Source organism: Paenibacillus tundrae, assembly GCF_036884255.1.
In the GTDB taxonomy this organism is placed as follows: Bacteria; Bacillota; Bacilli; order Paenibacillales; family Paenibacillaceae; genus Paenibacillus.
The window spans coordinates 4,058,003-4,082,794 of record NZ_CP145605.1; the positions used below are offsets into that span (position 1 = coordinate 4,058,003).

Sequence of the window (24,792 nt, forward strand, 5' to 3'; positions counted from 1 at the left end):
TCTGTGGTTAATTTGCAAACTTTGTCATGGTAACTGTAAAATGCATTTTCATTATGTCATTTTACGGCAAAAAGGTTATACCCTCCACAGATGTTTTTCTGTGTTGGTATAACCTTTTTGGAAGCTTTATTTTAGCATATCTCGATCTTCAATACACATATAACGATATCTTATTTACCAACGAACTCTTGCGCCCAGTATCCGTTGTAATAGCCAACACCGATCTGCGTGAAGTTTTTGTTTAGAATGTTTGCGCGGTGACCCTCACTGTTCATCCATGCTGTAACAACTTCCTGCGGTGTTTTTTGACCTTGAGCAATATTCTCACCAGCATAGCTGTAAGTTACGCCAAACTGTTTCATCATGTCAAACGGAGAACCGTACGTTGGTGATTGGTGAGCAAAGTAGTTATTGTCACTCATATCTTTCGCTTTTGCCAAAGCAACTTTGTCCAGAAGTGCATCAGAAGTCAGTGCGTTTAGACCTGCTTTGGCACGTTCAGCATTCACCAATTTGACAACTTGAGAAGCAAAGTCAGACTTAGTGCTGTCAGTGTTCGTGTTGTTTGTATTACCTGTATTACCTGTGTTTCCTGTATTCGAAGGATCTTTAGCTGGCGTAGTCGCAGGCTTGTCTTCTTTAACTGGTTGTGCTGGTTGTGCTGGTTTAGCAGGAGCAGTAGGTGTAGTTGGCTCAGCTACAGGCTGTTTAACCACTTGACCATTCGTTACAGTGAATCCATTGTCTTTCAACCATTTCTCCAAGAAGGTCTGGAGGCTACCTGCATCTGTAATTTTGTATGTTTGCTTATATGTGGATGGGTTAGCAGCAGATGCGGAGGCAGGGAGCATAACCCCTACAGCCAATACAGCTGTCAAACTTCCAGCGACGACAGTTTTGATCAAATTCTTCTTCAAATAATTCATCTCCTCAAAAATTAAATTATGACAACTTTGTAATGAATACTCTAGCAGTATATCAATTAAGAGGAGTGTTGTGAACCTTTAAAATATGGAAAAGTAACTTTTTTGTCATTTTTATAACTGTTTCAATGATGAATCTACGGTTTAAATTACTATGCTGACAGCAAAAAACGATTTTACCACGATGTATATAAAATAAATGATTAATGCTATAAACAAGTTGAAAAGTACATAATCTATTATTCACGCACATAAGCATCAAAAAAAGAAATGGCATCCAGACCGAATAAACTTGTCCGAATGCCACGATTTTGTCTTGTTTAGCAACAGACGAATTCCAATAGGATTCCTCTGAACGACAAGACCTTTCTTTCTATAGAAGGACTTTACTGAAACGATATCCTTTTTTATGGAAGCCAATGTGCTCGTAAAATGAATACGTTGGTGAAGTTGCTTCGCGATTACCTCCGGTAACAAACAGCTGTTTGCCGCCTTGCTGTTTGCCCCAAGCCTCTGCACGAGCCATCAAGCGACGACCAATTCCGCCTCCACGATGTTCTTCTCCCACAATTAAAGAAGTAATCTGTGCTGCTGGTTCTGGATAGGCATGACTTTGCACACATTGCAAGCCGATCACACCAATAATTTGTTCATCCACTTCGGCAACAAGCATGCAAGCATTCGGATTGTTCTCCAACCCTTCGATACGCTCTTTCATAACATTTGTTGTTGTCGGATAGCTGACCTCTCGCATCAGTCCCGTTACCGCTTCTGCATCTCGCAGTTCACACTCTCGGATCATCAGTACAGGGGCCTGGGCATTATTGGACATGATTTACCTCCACTTTCAGCATATTTGCGGCTTGAACCGCTGTTTTTCGAGCTTCTTCCACATTTAAGTCTGCACTTAACGCTACAGCCATTCGGCGTCCAACCTTGGTCTCAGGCTTACCAAAAATACGAACCTGAGTACGCGGAAGTGCCAATGCTTCTTCGATACCGCCTATAGTAAAGTCAGATGTTTCATCAGTAGCTTTCAGCGTAGCTGAAGCTCCCGGTGTGAGCAAATGTACACCCGTTACCGGAAAACCAAGGATAGCACGGACATGTAATGCAAACTCAGAACAATCCTGAGTAATCATTGTAACCATGCCTGTATCATGTGGACGAGGAGATACCTCACTAAACACTACACCATCCGTCGTCAGAAACAATTCAACCCCGAACAGTCCATATCCACCAAGCTCATCGGTAACAGACTTCGCAATATGACAAGCTTGCTCCCATTGCTCTGGCGTCATCGCATGAGGTTGCCAAGATTCGACATAATCCCCATCCTTCTGAATATGACCGATCGGAGGACAAAATACAGTCCCTGATACAGATCTTACAGTTAACAGCGTAATTTCACTCTCAAATTTCACAAAGCTCTCCACGATAACACGTACGGATTTGCCTCTAGCTCCCGAAAGAGCGATGTTCCAGCAATCCTCCACGTCATTCGGCGTACGGCATACACTCTGCCCCTTGCCCGAAGAACTCATCAGTGGTTTGATTACACAAGGTGTACCCAATTCACGAACAGCTTCTTGAAGTTGCTCCAAATTGTCCGCAAATAGATAAGCTGCCGTTGGAAGTTTCAATTGTTCGGCTGCCAGACGACGAATACCTTCGCGATCCATCGTTAAACGAGCAGCACGAGCCGTAGGTACGACACAAAATCCCTCTTCCTCCAGCTCAAGAAGAGCTTCTGTAGCAATAGCTTCGATCTCCGGTACAATAAAATGCGGTTGTTCCTTACGAATCAATTGTTTCAGAGCCTCGGCATCTAACATGTCGATGCAGTAAGACCGGTGAGCAACCTGCATTGCAGGTGCATTATCGTAACGATCAACAGCGATCGTTTCGACTCCCAGTCGCGTGGCCTCAATAACGACCTCTTTTCCCAATTCTCCGCTGCCTAATAGCAGCATTTTTTTGGCTTGAGCCGAAAAAGGAGCACCCCACATGTTCTTTCCAATCCTCCCAAAGAGAAATCTTCTATATCTGTCTCTCTATTTTCGGGGTTTTGGTTAAAGATTGCAAGAGTACTCCCTATTTTTCTTGTGAATTTTACAAGATTTTTTCTGTTTTTTCGATCAAATTTTACAATTATTGCTTAGCGTTTTGGCACTCTTTCCAATCTTCCCAGAAATAAGGATATAAATATAATGTTAAAGCTTGTCATGTAAGAGGCCTAACATCTCGGAGATCTTGGTCACCTTTCATGGGAGAGGAGAAAGCGATTGACGAGCGATGAGAAAACGTAAATCTTCTCCTACATGTCTACGACAAACCATTTCTTTGCCCACTTATGAACGGGATATATTTCGATTTTTATCACGGAAGAGCTCGTTATGGGAGGAAACATACGCCATCTTAGCCGCCTCTGGATTCAAGTATTGTTTGGCACGATTCACGGCAACAATTGCATCGTTAAAAGCTCCAGCTATGAGCCGGACTTTGCTCTCATTAGTGGCACAGTCCCCTGCTGCAAATATACCCGGTAGATTGGTTTCAGTGTGTTGATTCATCATAACCATTCCGTCACTCATCGTTAGTCCACAACTGGCAAGATCACTAAGATTGCTTGTATACCCATGGCTAATTACAACTTCATCCACATCCAATACGATATGATCTCGATTCACCGTCTGCGTAATCTCTACCTGGTTGATGCGATCACCATTGGTATGAAGCTGTGTAATCTGATAGGGAGTTCTCACATCCGCTATCTCATGCATATCGCTGACATTCCGTTCCATTGCGCGGAATTCAGATTGACGATGGATGACAACGACACGTTGAGCAACTTTTGCAAGTTCAATAGCCCAGTCTACAGCACTGTTGCCACCACCTGACACAAGCACATGCTTCCCTGCAAAGTATTCTGGGTTTTGCACCGTATAGTGAAGGTTTATAGGCTCATTATCTTTCGATTCCTGTAGTTCCAGCCTCTGAATTTCAGCGACGCCACGACCTACTGCGATGATCATCGTTCGAGTATAATGGATCTCACCCTCAGTGGTATAGATCGCCAATACTCCGTTTTCCATACGAGAGAAGCGTTCCATCTGACAATTAAATACAACCGTTGGGTTAAATGTGTTCGCCTGCTGTACAAGCCACTCAATCAACTTTGAGCATTTCATAGGTGGCAACCCGCCTACATCCCAGATCGTCTTCTCAGCATAGGTGTGCAGAAAACCGCCAAGTTGATCTTTACCTTCAATAATTTTGACCTTCATCTCTCGCATGCCCGCATAAAAGGCCGCGTACATCCCGGCAGGGCCGCCTCCAATGATGGTTACATCATAAATATCTTCTTCATGCATTGTGGACACATCCTGATTAATTAGTTATGAAATGCGAGACTTGGTAACAGAGTTCTTTATCTACAATTCATTTTTTTCCTCAAAAGCAGCAACGATATCATCAATAACATAGCTATCTGCAAGCGGAGCCATACCCAGATTGAACCATTCCTTGCCACCTACCATGTACACATGATCTTCCTTGACGGCTTTTAGATTTTTCCACAATGATGTCGATAACATCTGTTCGAATTTCTTTTTAATTTCCGGATTAGTCTCGTCATCAAGCTGAACGATTAGATGATCTGCATCGTACTCAGGCAGCACTTCTAGGGATACGGACATTGCCTTTTCGGACTGCGGGAAATTAGGAACGGGCTTCATTCCGAGTCGTTTGTGAACAAAGTTGCCTCGGTCGATGTTCTCTCCATGCATTACAATTTCCTTTTCCATTACCCGAATGTACAGCACCGTTTCATCACCAATCCGTTTGTTCAAAGTGTCAGCAGCCATCTTCTCCTTCTCCACTAAATCTTGTATGACCTGCTCGGCCTGCTCTTCCTTGTTTACAATTTTGGCGATATCACGCAGCTCATCACGCCAATCATCACGACCTTGCAACAACACAGTTGGTGCAATTAGCGTCAACTGGTCGTAGTCTTTCTGCGACCACCAGGCTGGAGCAATAATCAAATCTGGGTTCGCCTCCATAATGGCTTCAAAATTCGGTGTCTTGCCGATGCCCATTTTCATCGTATTCGAGAAAGGCTCTGACAGATAAGAAGGAAAATCGTCATGATAATTTTGTACAGCAATAGGCACAATACCAAGGGCATACAAAAATTCAGGATATACTACGGATAGACCAACAACCCTTTGTGGTGTTTCTGGAATTTCAATTTCGCCCATCTCACTATTCACTGTTTTTACGTTACTTTCTTGTGACGTTGCTCCACTCTCCACACGATCCTGTCCGGAGCCCGAGCTTACTTCCTGCCCCTTCGCACCACACGCGGTAATCACGAGCAGAATCAATATCATGCTTACTAATGCTAGCCATTTAAATCTCATTTCTGTATGTACCCCCTATATGTCAATAAGTAATGACAATGTCTAATTAATAATAATTATCATTATCATTGTGATATAGGAGTAGTATAATCAAATTCAGTCTAGCATGATATTGACGATTCAGACTTTTTACTATGGACGATCGTGCCACAGCTTTAATAGTTCATGCAGCATAAGTTCATGGGTGAACGCAGTATAATCCAGCAGAACGCTAGACATTAATACGTCCATCTTACCGTTTCGTACCGCAGCAATATTATTCCACTCGTCCGAAGCTCGCAGGCATGTCCAAGTCTGTTTAGAAGTCTCATCTTCACCTATGATCAACAATAATCTTCCAAAATGGAGCGTGGATACTTCCTGTAGGGTGACAGAATCCTTGTTCCATAGAGTCTCTGCACCTGCAGGAGCATTCATTTCCATATCTTCATAGAAGACAGAAGCAATGCTAGCAGAACTAAGCACCTGCAAATGCTCGCCGTACACTTTGAGCACAAGCAATTCGTCCTCGCGAATGGTCACTGCAAGCTCTTCCTTCACTTGAGCTGCACGCTCTTCATACCTCTTAAGCCACACCTCGGCGATATCCGATCTATCCAAAAATCGAGCAACCACTCTCAAATGCTCTTTCCAGTCATTGTTTTCCCAAGGGACGGTACAAACGGGAGCAACGGACTGAAGCTGACTTTGTAAAGACTCGGACAGATCTGTGGATACTGTCACAATATAATCTGGTTGAAGTGATTGAAGCTGTTCTACCCAAGTGTTCTCCCCTAATGCGAGCGGGATCACCTTGTCCGTCTGATATTTTCGCCGATAATAATACGTCCATGGATGACTTGCTGGAGCAGCACATGGGATGATCTGCAGTGCAAGCAGGATCCCGATACTGAACGGATGAACGGCAGCAATTTTTTGTTTGCTATTTCGTAGGAATGCCGCTGGTGGAATACCCGAGATTTGTTTGAATTTGCGGCGGAAATACGATTCATCCTGATAACCTACATATGATGCAACATCCTTGAGTCGATAATTGTGATCGTTCCGCATCAACATCTGAGCTTGCTTGATTCGGTAAGAGGTCAAATAGTCCATTGCACTACAACCATATCTCTTCTTGAAAACACGCATAAAGTGCCTTGAACTCATTCGCGCAACAGCTGCCAACTCTTGAATGCTTAATTTATTCGTATAGTTCTGCTCCAAGTAGACCTTCACCTGTTCAACAGGTAATGCCTGTTCATTCTCTGCTGCAAGAACGCCATCAGAAAATATCGTGTACATTAGCTCCTGAAAACGAATCTGACCATAATACCGTTGCAAGCCGTCTTTGTCCAAGATGAACTGATAGATCATCTGACAGAGTTCACCAACAACAACGGGTGAAAGGGATGTGAGCTCACCGTTTACCTCATAACGGAGAAGCTGCTTCATTCGATCCAAAGCGACCACTCTATCTTGCTCTCGTGTAAACATTACATCAAAGCTCATATGATACACACCGTATTCATCTAAGGAATGTACATTCGCCTCTACTAATTGCCCAGGAAAGCCGATATACAGCCCACCTGAATGCAGCTCCACAAAATTCCCATCGATCCTTAACCAGCCCTGTCCACTAACCACAAATATAAGCATATATGTTTCAATAAAATGCTTTTTCAAAAACCATTCGCTCGTATTCTCATTCGTATGATCTATATAAGTGAGTTTAAAATGCATATGATCCAGCGGATCAAACCGAGCTGATGGTATGTTCACATAGGTATCGTGCAAAAGTGTTCCCCCCAGCCCTAAATGTAGATTTCCCTAAGCTGTTTCAATATAACATATGAAACCTTGCATGATCTAAGATAATACACTTCTTAAGAAGACCATCGTTTATAGATCTATTGAATCGACAATATGGGAAGTACTAGAAAAAACACTCCAGTAACCTTTATACCTGCCTCCAACGAATAGGTTGCTCTTATCCGAGAAGATCAAGTTTAAAAGAATACCAGAGTGTTATAGTTTAGATTCTTATAACGCTTAGAAAATGTTTAAGTTTGCTCTACAAAAACTTGTACTGAGCCTCAATAAGCCCGTTATACACACCTTGCTGTTTAATCAACTGCTCATGGTTTCCTTCTTCTTTAATTTCACCATGATCCAGTACAATAATGTTATCCGCATTCCGAATCGTTGAGAGACGGTGAGCGACCATAAAGGATGTTCTACCTTGCAACAGAACCTCCAACGCCTCTTGGATTTTCAGTTCAGTTTCCGTGTCAATACTTGCTGTTGCTTCATCCAAAATCAAGATACGTGGATCTGCCAGCAATGCACGAGCGAAGGATAATAGTTGGCGTTGACCCATGGATAAGACATTTCCGCGCTCTTCAACCTCAGTATCATATCCACCTGGAAGCTTCATAATGAATTCATGAGCGTTTACTGCTTTTGCAGCTTCCTCCACTTCTTCATTCGTTGCATCCAACCGCCCGAATCGAATATTATCACGGATCGTACCTGAGAAGATAAATGTATCCTGCAACACGATGCTGATCTGACTGCGCAAGCTCTCTACAGTTACATCCCGAACATCCCGACCATCAATCGTTAAACGCCCGTCAGATATATCATAGAAACGGCTGATTAGGTTAATGATTGTACTCTTACCAGAGCCTGTGTGACCTACCAGTGCAATCGATTGACCTGCGTCTGCCTTAAAGCTGATTCCCTTCAGCGCCTGTCTGCCTTTCTCATACTCGAATACAACATTGTCAAATACGATATCGCCTTTAATTGAAGGGAGTGGCTTCGCACCTGGTTTGTCTGCAATACTTGGCTTCTCATCCATGAATTCGAAGATCCGTTCAGAAGAAGCCATCGCAACCAGCAATTGATTGTACATTTGACCTAGACGGTTGATCGGATCCCAGAAGTTACCGACGTAGTTGGCAAAGGCTACAAGCAAACCGACAGTCAACTGATTATCTTGAATCAGGTATGCACCAAACCAGAACAGAATTAATGTACCGAAACCACCCGTAATCTCAATAAGTGGTCCGAATCCCTGGTTCATCGCTGATGCTCTATCCCAAGACTTCTTGCTGGACAGGTTCATGTTGTCAAAATATTTCATGTTCTCTTTTTCCTGCGTATACGCTTGAGTCACTCGAATCCCTTGAATGGATTCATTCAAGTGGGAGTTAATACGGGAGTTCTTCATACGCACGTCCTGCCATGCACGGCGAATCAACACACGCAGTTTGGTCGAGATAATAAACATAATCGGAACCGTGATAATGACAGCAAGCCCCAGCTTCCAGTTGATCAGCAACAAAATGACGATGATACCAAGCAACTGCACACAGTCAATCATGACGTTAACTGCACCATTTGTGAACAAGTCCTGCAAGGAGTTAATGTCATTCGTGACACGTACAAGCACTGAGCCTGCTGGTCTTTTGTCAAAAAAGTTAAAGGACAATTTCTGGATATGCTTGAACAGGTCTGATCGAAGATCGTAAATGACTCGCTGTCCAATAATATTGGTCAATTTGATCCGATACGTATTCGCACCCCACTGAATTAAATACAGCGCAAGTACCGAGCCAGCGATCAAATAAAGCAATGTCATACTAGGCAATCCCGTCTGAGGTGCTATCGCACGGTCAATCGCCAAACTGATTAGGAAAGGTACAGACAATTTGGTAATTGTTCCCAATATCATCATTAAGATGACTAGTGGCAAAAGCTGTCTTGCATAAGGTTTCATATATGCAAACAACCGACCAAACTCTTTCCAGTTAAACGGTTTTTCTATAATCTCGTCATCTTGATATACGAATCGTTCATTTAATTTCTGATTCGAGGTTCCCTTGACCTCGCGCCTATCTGCTACCGTATCGGCACTCATGAATTCACCTGCTCCCCAGCCTCCCGCTTACCGCGGGCAATGTAATCTGCATATTGAATCTTATAAACATCCTGATATGGTCCAGGTACTTCAATAAGGTCTTGGTGTTTACCGCGCTGCACGACACGTCCTTCATCGAGCACCAGAATCTCATCCGCATGTCGGAGTGAAGATATCCGGTGGGCAATAATAAATGTCGTTCTACCGCGCATAACCTCTTGGAAGCCGGATTGAATCTCATGCTCGGTTTCCATATCTACCGCACTAGTTGCATCATCAAGCACTAGAATTTTCGGGTTTTTCAATAAAGCTCTTGCGATGGCGATCCGCTGTTTCTGACCACCTGAAAGACCCATGCCTCGCTCTCCGACAACCGTGTCGTAACCTTCAGGGAATTCCATAATGAAATCATGTGCTTTGGCCAGCTTCGCTGCCCGGATGATTTCATCCATTGTGACATTTTTCAATCCGTAGGAAATATTGTTGCGAATACTTGAGGAGAACAGGAACGTCTCCTGGAACACTGAAGCAATCTGGCTACGTAAACTACGAATACCGATGTCTTTAATATTCTTCCCATCTAGCTTAATCGTTCCCGAGTTAACGTTATACGCTCTCATCAGGAGCTGAATAATCGTCGATTTTCCTGACCCTGTTCCGCCGAGGAAACCGATAACCGTTCCAGGAGGTGCATCAAAATTAATATCTGTCACGGCTGGCATTTTGTTGCCATACGCAAAAGTTACGGACTCGAAGGTTACATGTCCATTAACATGATCCGCCTCCATAATAAGTGGATCTTCTGTTTCTTGTACATCTACTGGCGTATTCAACAGTTCTAGTACGCGTTCACCCGAAGCTTTTGATTGAGTATAGTTGTTGATATGGAAACCTAGGTTCCACATTGGTCCAATTATGTACCAGATCAAACTGAAAAAGGCAACGAGTTCACCAAGTGTTAGCGTTTGCTGAATAACCATTCTGCCACCGATGACCAAGAGCAAGACCACACTTACAGAAGCGAGGATCTCCATGATCGGAAAATAATGACTCCATAGGGTTGCCGCATGAATCTGATTCGTTTTGTAACGTTCATTGCGTGTAGAGAACTTCTCCACTTCATATGGTTCACGAGCAAAAGACTTAACCGTACGCACACCTGTAATATTCTCCTGTACGGCTGTCGTGAGTGAACTCAGCGCGAGTCGCATTTCTTGGAACGCAGGGTGAATTCGGGATTCGAATCTTAGCGCAACGAAGGCAAGTAGAGGAATACAAATGAGTGTATACAGGGTAAGCTGCCAACTCATCGTCATCATCATAATTGCGCCGAATACGACCATCAATACCATGTTGAGAATCTGGGCGAAGCCAAATCCGATAAAGTTCCGGATCGCTTCCAAATCTCCCGTGAGGCGGGACATCAGATCTCCCGTTTTGGCCGTGTCATAATAACGGAAGGATAAAAATTGAAGCTTTTCATAACAAGCATTACGTAGCCGGTATGCCAAAAAGTTACCCAGTCGGCCTCCAAAGAAACCGTGTAAAAATTGCATACCTGCCTTCAAAATAACAACACCTAACACAGTTAAAGCAAGTATGGGAACGTCTTCAAAACTTCGCGGTATAATTACGTCATCAATCAAAATCCTAAGCAGGTTCGGATACACAAGCCCGAGTGCAGTCGCTAAGGCGAGGAACAAGATTGATACAAATAAATACGATCGCTTTTCCCAAAAAAAGGTTTGCAGTTGCCTGAGAACATCCATGTTTCTCCTCCTCTTGTCTAGTTCAAAATAGTATGAACATTTATGAAGTTTATCACCGTCCCCCCTTCGCGGCAAAGCGAATAACAGACCATATTCAGGCTACTTTCTCCTTAATGCGGCATTAACAGGGGTAAACAACCACCTATCAATCAAATGTTTGAATATTCTCTTCATTTCAGGTTGTTCGTACAAAAAAAAGGCTCCCTTGTTGACCTCTTGGTCGGGAGCCTTTTTGAACATGAATTCATAGGTACACACTTCGTGTAGATTTATTCGTGTACGAATTGCTGTACTTGCAGGGAAAGAGCATTCCATTCGTCTGCGAGTATGCCACTTGTCAACGTTTCATTCAGCGCGTTTACCGCTTCTTGAAGTCTCTCCTCTAACTGTCTGGCTTGATACTGTAATGACTGCCGAAGCTGCACATCATAGAATTCAATAAGCTTATGCTGGGCAGGAGGTAACACATCAGCAACCATTTGTTTGATGACAGGCTCCAGCACTTCTTGCAGTCGCTGACGCCCACCTCCTTCGAAGAACTGCTTGGGATTGCGTAAATAACTTTGATAGGTTTTCCAGCCGGATGGCTCCTCTAATCGAATCTCCTCAAGAACGGGTGTTGTCCATTCCTCATTAAAGGATAAGGATAGATCCATTCCCCCAGATAAACGCTTCAATTCCTCGATACAATCCGTGATCTGCTTCTGCAACCATGTCTGACCCGTCTGTTCTAATCGTAGTGTGGTTGCCAGGAGCTCCTGTTCAAGCTCAACCGCAATCATACGCAACAGTTCACGTCCACATGCAGCAAAGGCGCTTTTCAATTGACCGCGATCTTCTCGTAGTACTGACGGATGGAATGCCTCAGCCATAAACGTACCGAGTCGATATGCGAGTCGCTGTCTCACATGAAAGAGCAACTCCCCTGTTTCTTGTGTCAGCTCCTCCTTCATGGAACGTTCAGAGAGGGTACGAATACGGCCTACGGATTGATCCATGATCGAATTCAGCTCCAGACGACGCTGCTCTAACACCTCTTCACCTTGTACCGCATCTTCTGCTCTCTGCTTCAATCGCTGCACCACACGTGTCAATTCTTCCGCTGCTCCGTGAACGGCGAGATCGGCAAGCTCTCTCCCAGCGAAGCGATTGAATTCTTCTTCAAACCGCGTAAAGCCCGACTGCTGAAGCAACTCAGCATTACCGGTGCTCTTACCATCCATCGCAAGCAAGCTGGACACCGGGAATAATCGAGGGGAACGAATTCCGTTGGTACGAAGCTGGGTGCTCACATGATTCAGAACTTGTTCCAATTCCTCTTCTGACGAAGAAAGATCACTTGCATTCACAACAAAGAACATCTGATCCATTGCTGAGCTGTCCTTCACCCGTCCTAATTGAGTCAGGAATTGTCGATCTCCTTGTGAGAAGGCATGATTATAATACGTTACAAATATAAGCGCATCTGCATTCTTCATATAATTAAACGTTACTCCGGTATGTCGGGCATTCACCGAGTCAGCCCCTGGCGTATCTACCAGGACAATGCCTTGCTCCGTAACTGCACAACTATAGTAGAGGTCTATGCTATCAACAAAGCAGGACTTCCGTTCATTCGCTACAAAGTTACGATAACCGGCCAGATCAACTAACACATCTTGACCTAATTGATCCGCAGTATCCTCCCAACCAGCCGCAGCCGCTTGTAAAAAGCTATAATGAGGTCTTCCCGCTGGATGTACATCTTGAGGCGACAGAGATTTGACGCGCTTCTGCCAATCCGCCCCTGGTTCACCTAAGCCAAGTAAGCGGAACGAATATGCCAGATCCTCTTGGAAGGCATTGTGAGTCTTCATCCGGACTCGGGCAGTGCCATGCTCCGCTCCACCGGACGGAGCCATAATGCGGTTAATCGCCGCTGTTGTTGGGTGCGGCGAGACCGGTAAGATCGCTTCGCCGAGCAAAGCGTTGGCGAAGGAGGACTTACCCGCGCTGAACGCACCGAACAGCGCGAGTGTAAACGTGCCGCCGGCAAGCGAAGCCGCGCGTGCACGCAGATCCCGTACCGCCGACCCCATGGCGGGGTACGGCTCTACCACCGCAGCGGCGGCTTCCAGCCGTGCCGCCGCTGCGTCCAGGCGCCGGCGACGCTCAGCGCCAGCCGCCGGGTGCCCTTGCGCCGCTGCTGCTGTGCGCGGCGGCGTTGCCTGTGGCTGCGCAGCCACAGGCGTAGTGCCCGTGTGCGAGCCGGGAGCTTCGCTCGGCGGCTCGTGCGCGGGCACTTGCGGGCTCCGCACCTCCGGCAATAGCCCGGAGGAGAGGGAGCCCGCAAGAGGCAGCAGGCTTCGCAGCCCTGCTGCCTCCGCTGCGGCGGCGCGCTGGAGCGCTGTGTAGCGCGTCGCCGCAGCGGATTGCGCCAGCAACGCTGTGCGGCTGGCGTCCAGCGCTTGAAGCGCGGCTTCGCCTTGCGCGCTCAGCGCTTCAAGCATGCGGTCGACCAGCATCATGGCCGACTTGCGGTAGCGAGCCTCAATCTCGCCTCGCAAATCTTTGCTATATTGAAGTATATACTCAGGAGACAACTCTGCACTTGCACTTCGTTTCATCTCAAGCAAAGCCTCATCCACGACAGGAAGCTCTGCATTCAGCGCCTGTTCCCACTCAGATCCCCAGAGCTGATGAGATTCACCTAGCTGTCTAAGCATCGTGCGTATATGAACCTCCACTTGTCCCTGAACTTGGTCTTGCAGCAATCCAGCAAGCTCTGTCGCTCGGCGTTGTTTCTCCTGCTCCGTTTTGCCGCCCGAGAATAGGAGTCCCACCCGGAAACCAGGTTTGCGACTTTCCAGAAATGCACCTGCCGATGTACGGATATCTGCTGGTGTGAGATTGGCATTGGCCAGAAGAGGTTCAAGTTCTGCCCGAAACTTCTCTCGTTCCCGTGAGGGCTTGGAACGAAGCTCAGCTTCTTCTTGCTGAATTGCCGCTAGCTCATGCTCCAATCTCTCCAAGCCTTCCGGCCCACCGATTTCCTCAAGTAAACTCGCTTCTTCCTCTTCTCGTTCTTCCGCTCGCCGCTCTAAATGTTGTTCTGTCACATGACTGGCGGAACTCACCAAACTATGCTGGATCAGACCCTCTTTATGTTCCAACATATGTTTAATAAGCTCAGGAATCTGCTTCCACTGGTTGTAGCGGTGATCCTTGTCTCGAAGTGATGTGAACAGTAGCCCATCATATCGAACTTCCCAAGCATTAAAGATCGTTTCAACACCTTCGATATACGTATCAAACGAAAGCTCATTTTCTCGATGCTTATCAATCTGATTCACGATCAAGAACAACGGTTTGCCCCAATCCGACAAACTTTTAGCAAATGACAAGTTGCTCTCTGATTGCACATGATTATAATCCATCACATAGAACACTACGTCAGCTAAATGAAGTGCTGAATGAGTCGCCAATCCATGACCTCGATCTGTTGAATCCACACCAGGTGTATCCAACAGAACTGCATCATTTTTCAGCAAGGGAATATCATCCCACACTTCAATCGAACGATATGCACCACCATTTTTGCAATACGCTTCTAACTGCTCAGGGGAAACCTCCAGTGTACTACCCACGCCTGATGCATTGTCAGCGCTTTCGTGATCTGTCGTATGAATAATCGCTCGCGGTGCACCATTGCGGATTGATACGACGTTAGCACTTGTAGGCACAGGACTTGAAGGCAGTACCCGTTTACCACACAAACTATTAATCAGACTAGACTTACCTGCTGAGAAGTGTCCGCAGAATGCGATGGTCAATTGCTTCATTTCCGCCTTGCGGATCAGATCTGTTATAGCCTGTACCGCCGTATGGTCTCTCGTCTGCTCCATTGCCTCTCGCAGTGGAAGCAGAGGTTTAGCCATTTCTACTGGATAATCTGTTTTCGTCATGACTGGCCTTTCCCCCTGGCTCCTCAATTTGGCATCATTCGTGATAATGCCTTTCTCTTATAGAAGTTGTTCAAAAAGTCCGCTTGGATTATAAAAGAAAAAATCACATACTTACTCAGCATTTTCAGCATTAAAGTTGGATTCTTTTTGAACTCGCATTTATAATAGTCCTATTTTAACATTACCTTGTGCGAATTTGAACGATTTCTATGTATTAACGCACAGACCAAGCATCTACCCTGCTCTATAGATATCCTACCGACCCAACCTATAAATGAATTCCTTATATATAAAAAAATAAAACCGAATATATCGGTTTTATCGATGGTACTTCACGAACATGCTGCACCCTTCGTATGAGGTATTGCTTCATTATGAGCGTGCCAACACAGATGCAACATATCCATGGGTATAGGTGTAAATTAAGAAACCGCGTTCTCCATCGTAGGCAACAAGATTTCAAATACTTGTCCATGCTGAAGAATTGTAATATTTCTTCCTTTGTCTCTCATAACCACAACTTCTGGTTTTGTGGACATGCGCTCCAAATAATGCTCAGGCACGTCGCCAGAATGACTTACAGTGATACCTTCTACTTCTTTTTCTTCATTTTCAGCCATTTCCTGCTCCACAACTTGTTCAAAAATATCGGAGAAGGCTTCAAAATTGTCAGTGTAAACGGAAATGCATTTCATCGTTACTCATCCTCTTCTAATCATTAATTTATTTTTCGTTTAGGGGTACTACTACGTTCCTTATCTTTCCTGATTTGGGACGTTTTCATACGCTTTTTCCCTTCCCTGCATATATCCAGCAGAGGGCAGATCTGGCACGCTGGGTTCTGGGCCTTACAATGGTAGCGTCCAAAAAAGATGATCCGGTGATGGGTCAACGTCCACTCATCCCGGGGTACGCGCTTCATCAATTTCTTCTCGACTTCAAGAACAGAGTCATCCCATCCAGCCAGTCCTAGCCGTTTGGACACACGTTCTACATGCGTATCCACCGCAATGGCAGGAACGCCAAACGCATTAGAAACAACAACGTTCGCGGTTTTCCGTCCGACCCCTGGTAGCGTCACAAGCTGATCATGTTCCTGCGGTACATCACCGCCATACTGCTCTATTAAAATACGGCACATGTTCTGAATATGCTTGGCCTTGTTCCGATACAGGCCGATTCGCCGAATATCCTGTTCCAATTCCTCTAAAGGAACCGCCAGATAATCAGCAGGGCTTGTATACTTTTGAAACAAGTCTGCGGTTACCTTGTTTACTGTTTCGTCGGTGCATTGGGCGGACAATAGGACAGCTACCGTCAATTCAAACGCATTGCTGTGATTTAATTCGCAATGTGCATCAGGAAACATCGATTCCATCGTATCGAGTATGTGCCTAACTGTCGCTGCATTCATGAAGAGCTACCTCCCACAGAATCACCACACATGGTGGAGCCTTACTTCCAAACTTATTTCGAGTACTTTACGAGGACACAAAAGCTTGCAAAAAAAACGTCCTGATGCGGGAAAGATCCCGCATCAAGACGGTCATTCTTTGATCCTCGAAAAGAAACGATTACTGTTTTTGGATCTCCATCACGATGTTGTTCAGGAGATACAATACAATATTATCATTATCTCTTAGAGATTGCACGCTTAAAGTATTGTCACCCTGGTGAACATATACTCCTGTACCAAGTGCAAAACGATAGTTAGTGTCCGTAGTTGTCTCACGTTTCACCAGAATTTGGTTCCCTACGCCATCATAAGACCAGAACTGTTTGCTCAAGATTGTCATCACTCTGAAACGAGTGGAGTTATCCGTATCCTTCGTCATTTCGACCCGATCTCCAACAGTAAGACTTCCCAGTGAAGTTAAAGTAGAACCGGATTTAATCACTTTGACGGGACCACTAACCGGAACTGTCTCGGATTGACCATTGAATAGTTTCAGTGTAACTGAAGTTGAATCAACTGAGGTAACCTCAGCGAGTGTACGTTTCACAACCTGAACAGCTTTAGGTGTAATCCCTTCAAACGTAACGTTGATCAAGTTTCCTACTGTCAATTGTGAAGCAGTTAATGTCTGACCGCTTTCTCCTGTCAGCGTTGCTTGATCGAAGTAAAATTGGCTTGTCAGCAAATCGGATTTTACACGAACACGACCATTGGTTTCAATACCCGTAATTTCGAATTGAGCAACGGATTTCAATGCTACCTTCTGAATATAATCCTGATTCGCGCCCAACGTGACCGTAACGCTGTCGCCAATTTTCAAATCTGAGAGACTTGCACCAGACTTATTATACATTTCCACTGTAGGAGCGATTGTATAAGGTACGGTGACTGTTTGATTTCCAGACAACAAACTAATTTTTCGGTTGGAAGTATCAATATTGCTAATGGTACCCTCATACTTGTAAACAACCTTAACGGAAAGCGCACGAGTACCTACATACGTTAGATCTAGCTTGCGTCCATCGCTTAGTAGCGCCTCTAAACCTGCCATAGTTGGCTTCGTTGAATTGTAGTCCAACTTTGTTTTTTCATCCAATGTAAATACAAACGGTTTTTTGTTGCTATCCAGCACAGTAAGTACTTTTGTTTTAGCGTTATAAGATACGACAGATGCACCATTCATCGGTTCCATTTGGCGGCCAATGACCTGGATACGTGTCACACGATCTTCAGCGTTTAATGTTAACTCTACTTGATCTCCATTTGTTGCATCTGTGATCAGATCATTTAATGAAGCATCCTGTATTCCGTTAATGATAACTTCCGGTTTCTCAACCAGCAGCTTAGCTTCAAGGGAGCCACCTTCACGCTTGAATGTCAATGTAGACTGATTCCCACCAATCTCCACGAGTGTGCCTCGAACCGATTGCTCCACACCCTGTGACAATTCGATCGTTTGCAAGACGCTATCTCTCACCGTATATTTCACAGCACTTCCCGGCTTAAGCTCAGCTAGCGTCAGAATCCGATCCTGATAACGAATCATAAGGCTGTCACTATACGTGTATTGCTCTGTTATTCCTGCTGTATTAACCAGTTTAATCGTTTTGCCAGATGTTACGACCTCAGCGACTACACCCGTATCACTCTTGTTGACAATGCCCGATTTCACACGGATAACTACTGTCTTCTTGTCAGCGGAGAAAGTCTCACGTTGTACTTCTAAGGTGCTGTCCGCTGTAATATCTGATAATTTAATTGCTGATCCGTTTTGGTCAATGAACGCTGTTGAATCATCGTATCCGAATGTCTCGTAGTTTTCACCCACGAACACACCAATTTTATTACCTGATAGCGAACGCGCAAACGTACCTTCCACTGACTCTACCTGAGGTGTTGCATCGATCACTTCTACATAGGAAGCATTACCCGCTGAACCCACCACCTGCACTTTGGTATACAATTGAACATTGGCTTGTGGTGAACGATTTTCACTGTCCTTCGTGAAATAAGGCGTATTGCTGTTCACAGCAAAAGTCGTCAGTTTACCGTCAACGACCATCGTAATTCGGCCATCTTCAAGTCCAGTAACGTAACCTGTGTACGTATTAGGATAAGCGGTATCTGTCAACGATTCACCTCTACTAAAGAACGTAGCAAGCTGTGCGCGTGTAACAGAGCCCGTTGGATTGAACTTGTTTCCATCTACACCTTTGGCAAGATCTAGACTAACGGCCAGGTTAACATAACCTTTGCTGCCATCAGAGATGCTTGCATTATCAGCAAAACTTGTTGATTGATTGTTTTGCGCTTTTGCTTCTGCATCCTTGTTCAACGAACGAATAAGTAGCTTCGTGATCCATTCACGAGTAGCAGGCTTCTGTCCCCAAGATGTTTTGGACACATCCACTGCTTCTTCTTCCGTTTTATCAATCAATCCCAGTTCCAACGCTAATGCGACGTAAGGCTTGAAGTAGTTGCCTACTTCCATAGTTGTCGGTAATGCCGTAGCCGTGCTGTCATTCAACTGGTCTTGTTTATTCATAAACCGAATGGCCATAGTTACCGCTTCTTGTTGTGTTACCGCGTCTCCTGGACGGAATAAGCCTTTTTCACCGAGCAGAATTCCTTGGTAAGCCAGCTTGTATACGTGTTTCTCAGCCCAATATCCTGCTTTGATATCACTGAACAAACCGGTTGGTGCAGCCGTATTGCTTACTGCTGTCGTCTGGCTCTGCCCAGCATCTGTTGCTTCAGCTGCCAAGGCAGCCCCGCCAGCACTAAGAGCCATCATACCTGCAAGTACGGCTGAAACTACTTTTTTAGAGTGTGATGGATTATTATATTTAAAAGTCACCTATGATTCCCCTCTCTCATGTAAAACGGCTGATATTCCGCAGAGTACACGGTAAACAAGATATGAAATTCTCGATTAAGATCTTGTCATTGGATGTTCCAAATCCACATGGCCCATCAAACTCTCGGACTGTTGTCCATCCACCAATAGATCAAGTGTCTTCACTTCATCAAACTGGAAGAACGTTTTTTGCAACGCTTCAATGGCATATGCTTCTCCACCAGCACCGAGCCTAGCCGTATCCGGCATATGGATATCGAGTGTGAGCGCGCCATCTTTAAACTGAACAGACTTCAGTTCAATGTCTTTAGACCACAGTGGGACAAGTTTGTCATCTGTTGTTTGTTGTAGCGCTGCAAATGCAGACTTGTACTTGTCTTCTTCCGCTGCAAAGCTCACTGTTGCCGTAGATTCATGCAGCTCTAACTCCTCTGGATCTGTAAAGAATACGTTGATGGTCTTCTTCTCAGTTGCTTGCGAAGCATCCGCTTGTCCTGTATTTTCTGAGCTTGGGTTGGTACCCTCCGATGAATCCGTTCCTTCCGATTCAGACGTAGTCGTGTCTGGTGTTGGTGTCGAAGACGTTTCATCTGGCTCTACAGTGGTAGGTTCAGTAATTTCCGTCTCACCTTGCACTTCTGTCACAGTATCCTCGGAACCTGCACCTTGCGTCTGAGGTGGAGCGGCTGTCGGTTTATTTCCACATCCCGCAGCGACCGCCATAACCGTTACTAGTAGTGCTGCAATCCATAATTTTTTGTTCATTCTAACTCCGCCTCCTGTACATAAGGAATTCACCCTTATTTGATTCCCAGATACTCCTTGATCCCTGCAACGATACCTTTGGCTACACTATTTTGGAAACTTTCCGTAAACAGTGCTGCTTCGTCACTCTTGTTGCTCAGGAATCCACCTTCCAGCAGAACAGCGGGCATTGTTGTTTCGCGAGTTACATGTAGACTAGCCGTTTTAACACCGCGATCCTTTAACCCTGATGATTGCAATAAATGCTTATGCATTACTTTTGCTAGTGCTTGACTAGTAGCGCGAGAATAAAATGTCTCTACACCATTCGCCGCCGCAGGTCCGCTGTTCGCATGAATTGAAATGAAAATATCTGCTTTTAGACTTTCAGCGATTCTTACACGCTCTTTTAACGCCAAAAATGTATCATCGCTGCGCGTCAGCATAACGTCAATGTTCGATTCTTTTTTCAACAAGGCTTCTACTTTCAGTGCCATTGCCAAATTAAAGTCTTTTTCTCTTTTGCCCGTTACGCCGATCGCACCTGGATCTTGATCCCCGTGTCCTGCGTCAATAACAACTACTTTTTTACCATTGTTTCCAACAGGAGGCAGTGTTGTTGGGCCTTCTTTGTTCAGATCAACGATAACTAAACCAGAATCATTCTGTACGTCATAACCTTTGCTATTTGTCAAATCAATAACAAATCTTACGGTTGATGGCGTATTGCTGTATAACGAATAACGAATCTTAGATACATCGGGATATCCGTTCACAACAAGTTGTCCATTCTGATTGCTATCAAGAGCTTGTCCTTGACTGAAAGAATCAGCAAATGCCGTATTAGGCAAATCGATAACAATTCGATCCGGTCCTGTCATCGTGAAGACGTTCGGCTTCGTGTCTCCGCTTGTTGCAATTAAGAAGCGATTATCACTGAAGCTGATGCCGTTCACCAGTACAAGACCTTCTTGCGTGTCTCCGCTGTTATTGCCGGAGTTCGGGGGAGTAGTCGTTCCGTTTCCGGAACCTGAATTCTGGGTAACTAATGTTACCGTCTTCGTGGTATTGTTCCAACCCACCTTTAGACCCATTTGTTCACCAACAAATCGGAGCGGAACAAGTGTCGTACCATTTTTCACGAGTGGCGGGACATCCAGGTTCACGTTACTGCCGTTCACCGTTGCCGTCTTCTGTCCAACAATCATCTGCATGGCAGTGTTGTCTTTGCTTATAGTCACGGTGCTTGTCTTCTGTTGCCAGTCCACACCATATCCCAGGCTTTCGGAAATGACCCGAATTGGAACCATCACACTGCTGTTGATGTTTTCCGCTTTGGCATCCGAAGGCTGCACAATCTCTTTCCCATCTAGGATAATTTTCGTATCTGTTGCTGCATGACTATAGCCCGGGAAAACGAGCCCAAAGACAAATAACAGTACCAAAAAACCGAACTTCTTCATCCTTCACCCCTACCATTCTCATATTTTTTTGCCACACGTTGCGGAATTTCAGCTCTGACTGACTACTCGGGCATTACCAGACACCTATTAGACGCCTCCAACACGCAAAAGTTGCGAATATATTCCATTATCACTGAAAAAAAACGTTGTTAAATCAAGCTTTTTCTACATTTTTATGGTTTTAATTTCCCATTATTCACAACTATGCATCTTGAAACAACGAACTGTCCTAATCATTAAAATTATGACTATTTCAATCTTTGTTCAAAAATTCTAATATTCCATCAACGATGGCCTGTGCACATTTGTTCTGATAATCTTCGGTGAACATTATCGCTTCATCCGATTCATTACTTAAAAATCCAAGCTCTAGAAGAACGGCTGGCATTGTGGTTTCCCTCGTCACGTGCAAACTTGCCGTTTTAATGCCACGATCCTTAAGTCCCGTAATAGGCAGTACATATTTATGAAGGATATCCGCCAACTCTTTGCTCTCTGAGCGAGTGTACAGCGTTTCTACCCCATTAGGCACAGGTGTTGTAAATTTATTGCCGTGTATGGACACAAAGACATCAGCATGATTCAATTCAGCTAAATCAACACGCTGCTGCAAGGACAGTTCCGTATCATCCTTCCGTGTGATGACAGTCTGAATGTCCGTATAGGGCTGGAGTAATGCTTGTACTTTGAGTCCTACAGCCAAATTAAAGTCCTTTTCATATTTGCCTGTCACACTAACCGCTCCAGACTGTCTTCCTCCATGCCCTGGATCAATGATAACAACCTTTGTCCCGTTAGGAACTTGCACAGCAGGAGGCGGAGTGATTGGTGTTTCATCACTATTCGGGGTGAGATCGATCAGTATCTTTTGATTGTCTCCCAGTGACCACTTCGCAGTAGCAACATGACTTAAATCAAAGACAACTCGTACAGTAGCAGGAGAATTGCTAAAGTTAGCATACCGAATCTGATTAACAAATGTAGAGTCTGTGACTAGAAAACTGCCGCTTCCATCTGGCTTGGAAGCTTGTCCTTGAATAAATTGTTGTGAGAATGTAGTTCCCGGCAAATCTACGATGATACGATCCGGATTCGTAAGTGTGGACAGCTTCGGAGTGATGTTTCCGTTGATTTCCAAGCTAAGCTGATTTCCGCTAAAGTTAATGCTATTTAGCTCTGAAAGATTGACCGATACAGGTGTTTCTATCGAATCTTCTCCGTTATCTACTTCTACTACAGGCGGAAGGCTGGATAGGCTTACAGTCTTGGTTCCATTGTCCCAACCTACATTTAAACCCATGCCCTCACCAACAAAGCGCAACGGAACTAGAGTCGTTCCTTGTTTGATTAAAGGAGGCGCATCCAAGCTTACTTTGGTTCCATTAACAGTAGCTTCCTCTTGCCCAGCGACCATCTGAATACTTCTTGCTCCTTTTAGCACACTGACCGTCTGCGTCGTTTTCTCCCACTTCACTTCATAGCCCAAATTTTCGGACACCACTCGGATGGGAACCATCACTGTCTTGCCCGTATTTTCAGCAGGAGCTCCCGTTTGCTGCTCAATCGTTACACCGTCCAGTACGATGGAAGGAGGCGTGTCAGCATGCACCATTGTAGGAAATACGCACAGGAATAAAATAAATACAAAGACTGCCGACCATTTTCTCATACATCATCCACCATTCTGTTGGTCTGTTGAAATTTCCAATATCTCTAGATATAAGCACATGTCTTACGTTATGTAGCCTTCCATAATCTACTAACCAGTTTATCAGATATCCTGTCATATTCCGGTTACAACGTTGTCATAATTGGTCGGAAATATGGCGAAAAAGAATAAACATCGGTACATGTTTTCTATCTGTGAATGTAGCATCTATTCATCGTGTTTGTATTGACGTTAGCACTTTCAATAAGGTAACTTGGATTATACATATTATGGAACTTCAAATAGGGCACGAGAGCTATGTATTACAATCTATCCAAATGGAGGTATGGCGTGTTTACTTTATATAAGAAGAAACCCGATGGTAATCTACTGTACGCAGAATACTGGATTGAAGATGGACAGCTGGTTGAGCATGTTGGAACAGTTGGTGCATTAGGTACGACAAGTCGAATTGATTTTCCTGGCGAATATCAAAATGAAGACGAATTCAAACATAATTTTCTATCACGGTACACTAGTCAAGGCTATGAAGAAGCTTCCAAGCAAGAGGCTGTCATCTTACTCATCCAATATCCGATGAAGAGCATCTCAGGAAGCAAACGTGATCTGTGGCTGAAGGAGAAAGCAACGGAGGCATTAACAAGTGAGCTGGGCTGGAGAGGTCTAGGCTTCGTAGACGGCTTCGATATGGGCAAGTCTACCAATCCAGTAGAGCAATACGCCTTGAACATATACTGCCATGTTGTGGATGAGAAGCTTGGCATCCAAGCCGTCAAGCGTGTACTTAGAGAAACAAGATTGGATTACACTCAGGTTAAAATCGCATCGAGAGCCATGAACTGTGATGCAGCATATGTGTTACAATATTCGGCCAAGAAAGACTCCGTATTTTACGTATAAGAGTTCGATGAATGATCGTAGAAATCGATCAACATATACTGAAATGAAAAAAGCTTCTGAATCACAGACTGGAACCAGGTCCATACTGTGAATCAGAAGCTTTTACTCTTATTATTTTAGCAATTAACCAAACAATTTTGCCGCATGGCGTTGCTCATATGCTGTGATTTCATCGTCATGTTGAAGTGTCAAACCGATATCATCCAGTCCTTGCAACAGGAACTGACGACGGTGCTCATCCAGGTCAAACTCAATACGTAACCCGTGTGCATCTGTAATCGTTTTGTTTTCCAGATTTACATTCAATTCGTAGCCATCATGAGTTGCAGTGCGTTGGAACAGATCTTCTACCTGTTCTTCGGACAACTTGATTGGCAAAATTCCGTTCTTGAAGCAGTTATTATAGAAGATATCCGCAAAAGATGGTGCAATCACACAACGGAATCCGTAGTCCATGATCGCCCATGGTGCGTGCTCACGAGAAGATCCACAGCCAAAGTTAGCGCGAGAGATCAGAACTGATGCCCCTTCATAACGCGATTTGTTCATTTCGAAAGAAGGATTGTTGTTGCCCTCTTCGTCAAAACGCCATTCGTAGAACAAAAATTGTCCAAATCCAGTGCGTTCAATCCGTTTCAAAAATTGTTTGGGAATAATTGCGTCTGTATCTACATTGACCCGGTCAACCGGTGCAACGATGCCTTGCAGTGTTTTGAAAGCTTCCATATGATCCGTTCTC

General features: G+C 44.7%; 17 protein-coding genes. 1 reads left to right on the plus strand and 16 read right to left on the minus strand.

The features are described 5' to 3' along the window. Nucleotides 1-170 precede the first annotated feature (170 nt). From V6W81_RS18140 to V6W81_RS18210, 15 genes are all read right to left on the minus strand, one after another. Nucleotides 171-917 (minus strand): CAP domain-containing protein, encoded by a 747-nt coding sequence (locus V6W81_RS18140; RefSeq protein ID WP_338539988.1) that lies wholly within the window; start codon nucleotides 915-917, stop codon nucleotides 171-173. Nucleotides 918-1,296: 379 nt separating this feature from the next. Then, the gene (locus V6W81_RS18145; RefSeq protein ID WP_145047413.1) at nucleotides 1,297-1,755 is read right to left on the minus strand and encodes a GNAT family N-acetyltransferase; all 459 of its coding nucleotides are present in this window, start codon (nucleotides 1,753-1,755) and stop codon (nucleotides 1,297-1,299) included. Next, nucleotides 1,745-2,932, minus strand: coding sequence for a formate-dependent phosphoribosylglycinamide formyltransferase (purT, locus tag V6W81_RS18150; protein ID WP_145047414.1), 1,188 nt, complete (start codon nucleotides 2,930-2,932; stop codon nucleotides 1,745-1,747). Before purT ends, V6W81_RS18145 begins: the two co-directional genes overlap by 11 nt. 342 nt (nucleotides 2,933-3,274) lie before the next feature. Further along, nucleotides 3,275-4,297: an NAD(P)/FAD-dependent oxidoreductase gene (locus tag V6W81_RS18155; protein WP_338539989.1), complete on the minus strand. Its 1,023-nt coding sequence runs from the start codon at nucleotides 4,295-4,297 to the stop codon at nucleotides 3,275-3,277. 60 nt (nucleotides 4,298-4,357) lie between these two features. Beyond that, a complete protein-coding gene (locus V6W81_RS18160; protein WP_338539990.1) occupies nucleotides 4,358-5,347 on the minus strand; it encodes an ABC transporter substrate-binding protein in 990 nt (329 codons plus the stop codon). 132 nt (nucleotides 5,348-5,479) lie between these two features. Continuing rightward, entirely contained in the window at nucleotides 5,480-7,123 is a 1,644-nt protein-coding gene (locus tag V6W81_RS18165; RefSeq protein WP_338539991.1) for a helix-turn-helix domain-containing protein, read from the minus strand. Between the two features lie 277 nt (nucleotides 7,124-7,400). Next, on the minus strand, nucleotides 7,401-9,251 hold the full coding sequence (locus tag V6W81_RS18170) for an ABC transporter ATP-binding protein (protein ID WP_338539992.1): 1,851 nt from the start codon (nucleotides 9,249-9,251) through the stop codon (nucleotides 7,401-7,403). Further along, the gene (locus V6W81_RS18175) at nucleotides 9,248-11,020 is read right to left on the minus strand and encodes an ABC transporter ATP-binding protein (protein WP_338539993.1); all 1,773 of its coding nucleotides are present in this window, start codon (nucleotides 11,018-11,020) and stop codon (nucleotides 9,248-9,250) included. Before V6W81_RS18175 ends, V6W81_RS18170 begins: the two co-directional genes overlap by 4 nt. 269 nt (nucleotides 11,021-11,289) lie before the next feature. After that, on the minus strand, nucleotides 11,290-14,964 hold the full coding sequence (locus V6W81_RS18180; RefSeq protein WP_338539994.1) for a dynamin family protein: 3,675 nt from the start codon (nucleotides 14,962-14,964) through the stop codon (nucleotides 11,290-11,292). A gap of 422 nt (nucleotides 14,965-15,386) precedes the next feature. Then, nucleotides 15,387-15,659, minus strand: a complete 273-nt coding sequence (locus V6W81_RS18185; protein WP_056696846.1) for a hypothetical protein — start codon at nucleotides 15,657-15,659, stop codon at nucleotides 15,387-15,389. Nucleotides 15,660-15,682: 23 nt separating this feature from the next. After that, on the minus strand, nucleotides 15,683-16,378 hold the full coding sequence (gene nth / locus V6W81_RS18190) for an endonuclease III (protein ID WP_128102497.1): 696 nt from the start codon (nucleotides 16,376-16,378) through the stop codon (nucleotides 15,683-15,685). Between the two features lie 160 nt (nucleotides 16,379-16,538). Further along, nucleotides 16,539-19,277: an S-layer homology domain-containing protein gene (locus tag V6W81_RS18195; RefSeq protein ID WP_338539995.1), complete on the minus strand. Its 2,739-nt coding sequence runs from the start codon at nucleotides 19,275-19,277 to the stop codon at nucleotides 16,539-16,541. A 75-nt stretch (nucleotides 19,278-19,352) separates the two neighbouring features. Further along, nucleotides 19,353-20,042: a GerMN domain-containing protein gene (locus V6W81_RS18200; RefSeq protein ID WP_338539996.1), complete on the minus strand. Its 690-nt coding sequence runs from the start codon at nucleotides 20,040-20,042 to the stop codon at nucleotides 19,353-19,355. 35 nt (nucleotides 20,043-20,077) lie between these two features. Beyond that, the gene (locus tag V6W81_RS18205; RefSeq protein ID WP_338539997.1) at nucleotides 20,078-21,484 is read right to left on the minus strand and encodes an N-acetylmuramoyl-L-alanine amidase family protein; all 1,407 of its coding nucleotides are present in this window, start codon (nucleotides 21,482-21,484) and stop codon (nucleotides 20,078-20,080) included. A gap of 253 nt (nucleotides 21,485-21,737) precedes the next feature. Next, nucleotides 21,738-23,153 carry an N-acetylmuramoyl-L-alanine amidase family protein gene (locus V6W81_RS18210; protein WP_338539998.1) on the minus strand — a complete coding sequence of 472 codons (1,416 nt, stop codon included), beginning with the start codon at nucleotides 23,151-23,153 and terminating at the stop codon, nucleotides 21,738-21,740. A gap of 330 nt (nucleotides 23,154-23,483) precedes the next feature. Here V6W81_RS18210 and V6W81_RS18215 point away from each other — a divergent pair, with 330 nt between their 5' ends. After that, nucleotides 23,484-24,053, plus strand: coding sequence for a hypothetical protein (locus V6W81_RS18215; RefSeq protein ID WP_338539999.1), 570 nt, complete (start codon nucleotides 23,484-23,486; stop codon nucleotides 24,051-24,053). Nucleotides 24,054-24,176: 123 nt separating this feature from the next. Here the strand turns inward: V6W81_RS18215 and leuD are convergent, their stop codons facing one another. Beyond that, the gene (gene leuD, locus V6W81_RS18220; protein WP_145047426.1) at nucleotides 24,177-24,779 is read right to left on the minus strand and encodes a 3-isopropylmalate dehydratase small subunit; all 603 of its coding nucleotides are present in this window, start codon (nucleotides 24,777-24,779) and stop codon (nucleotides 24,177-24,179) included. Nucleotides 24,780-24,792 lie beyond the last annotated feature (13 nt).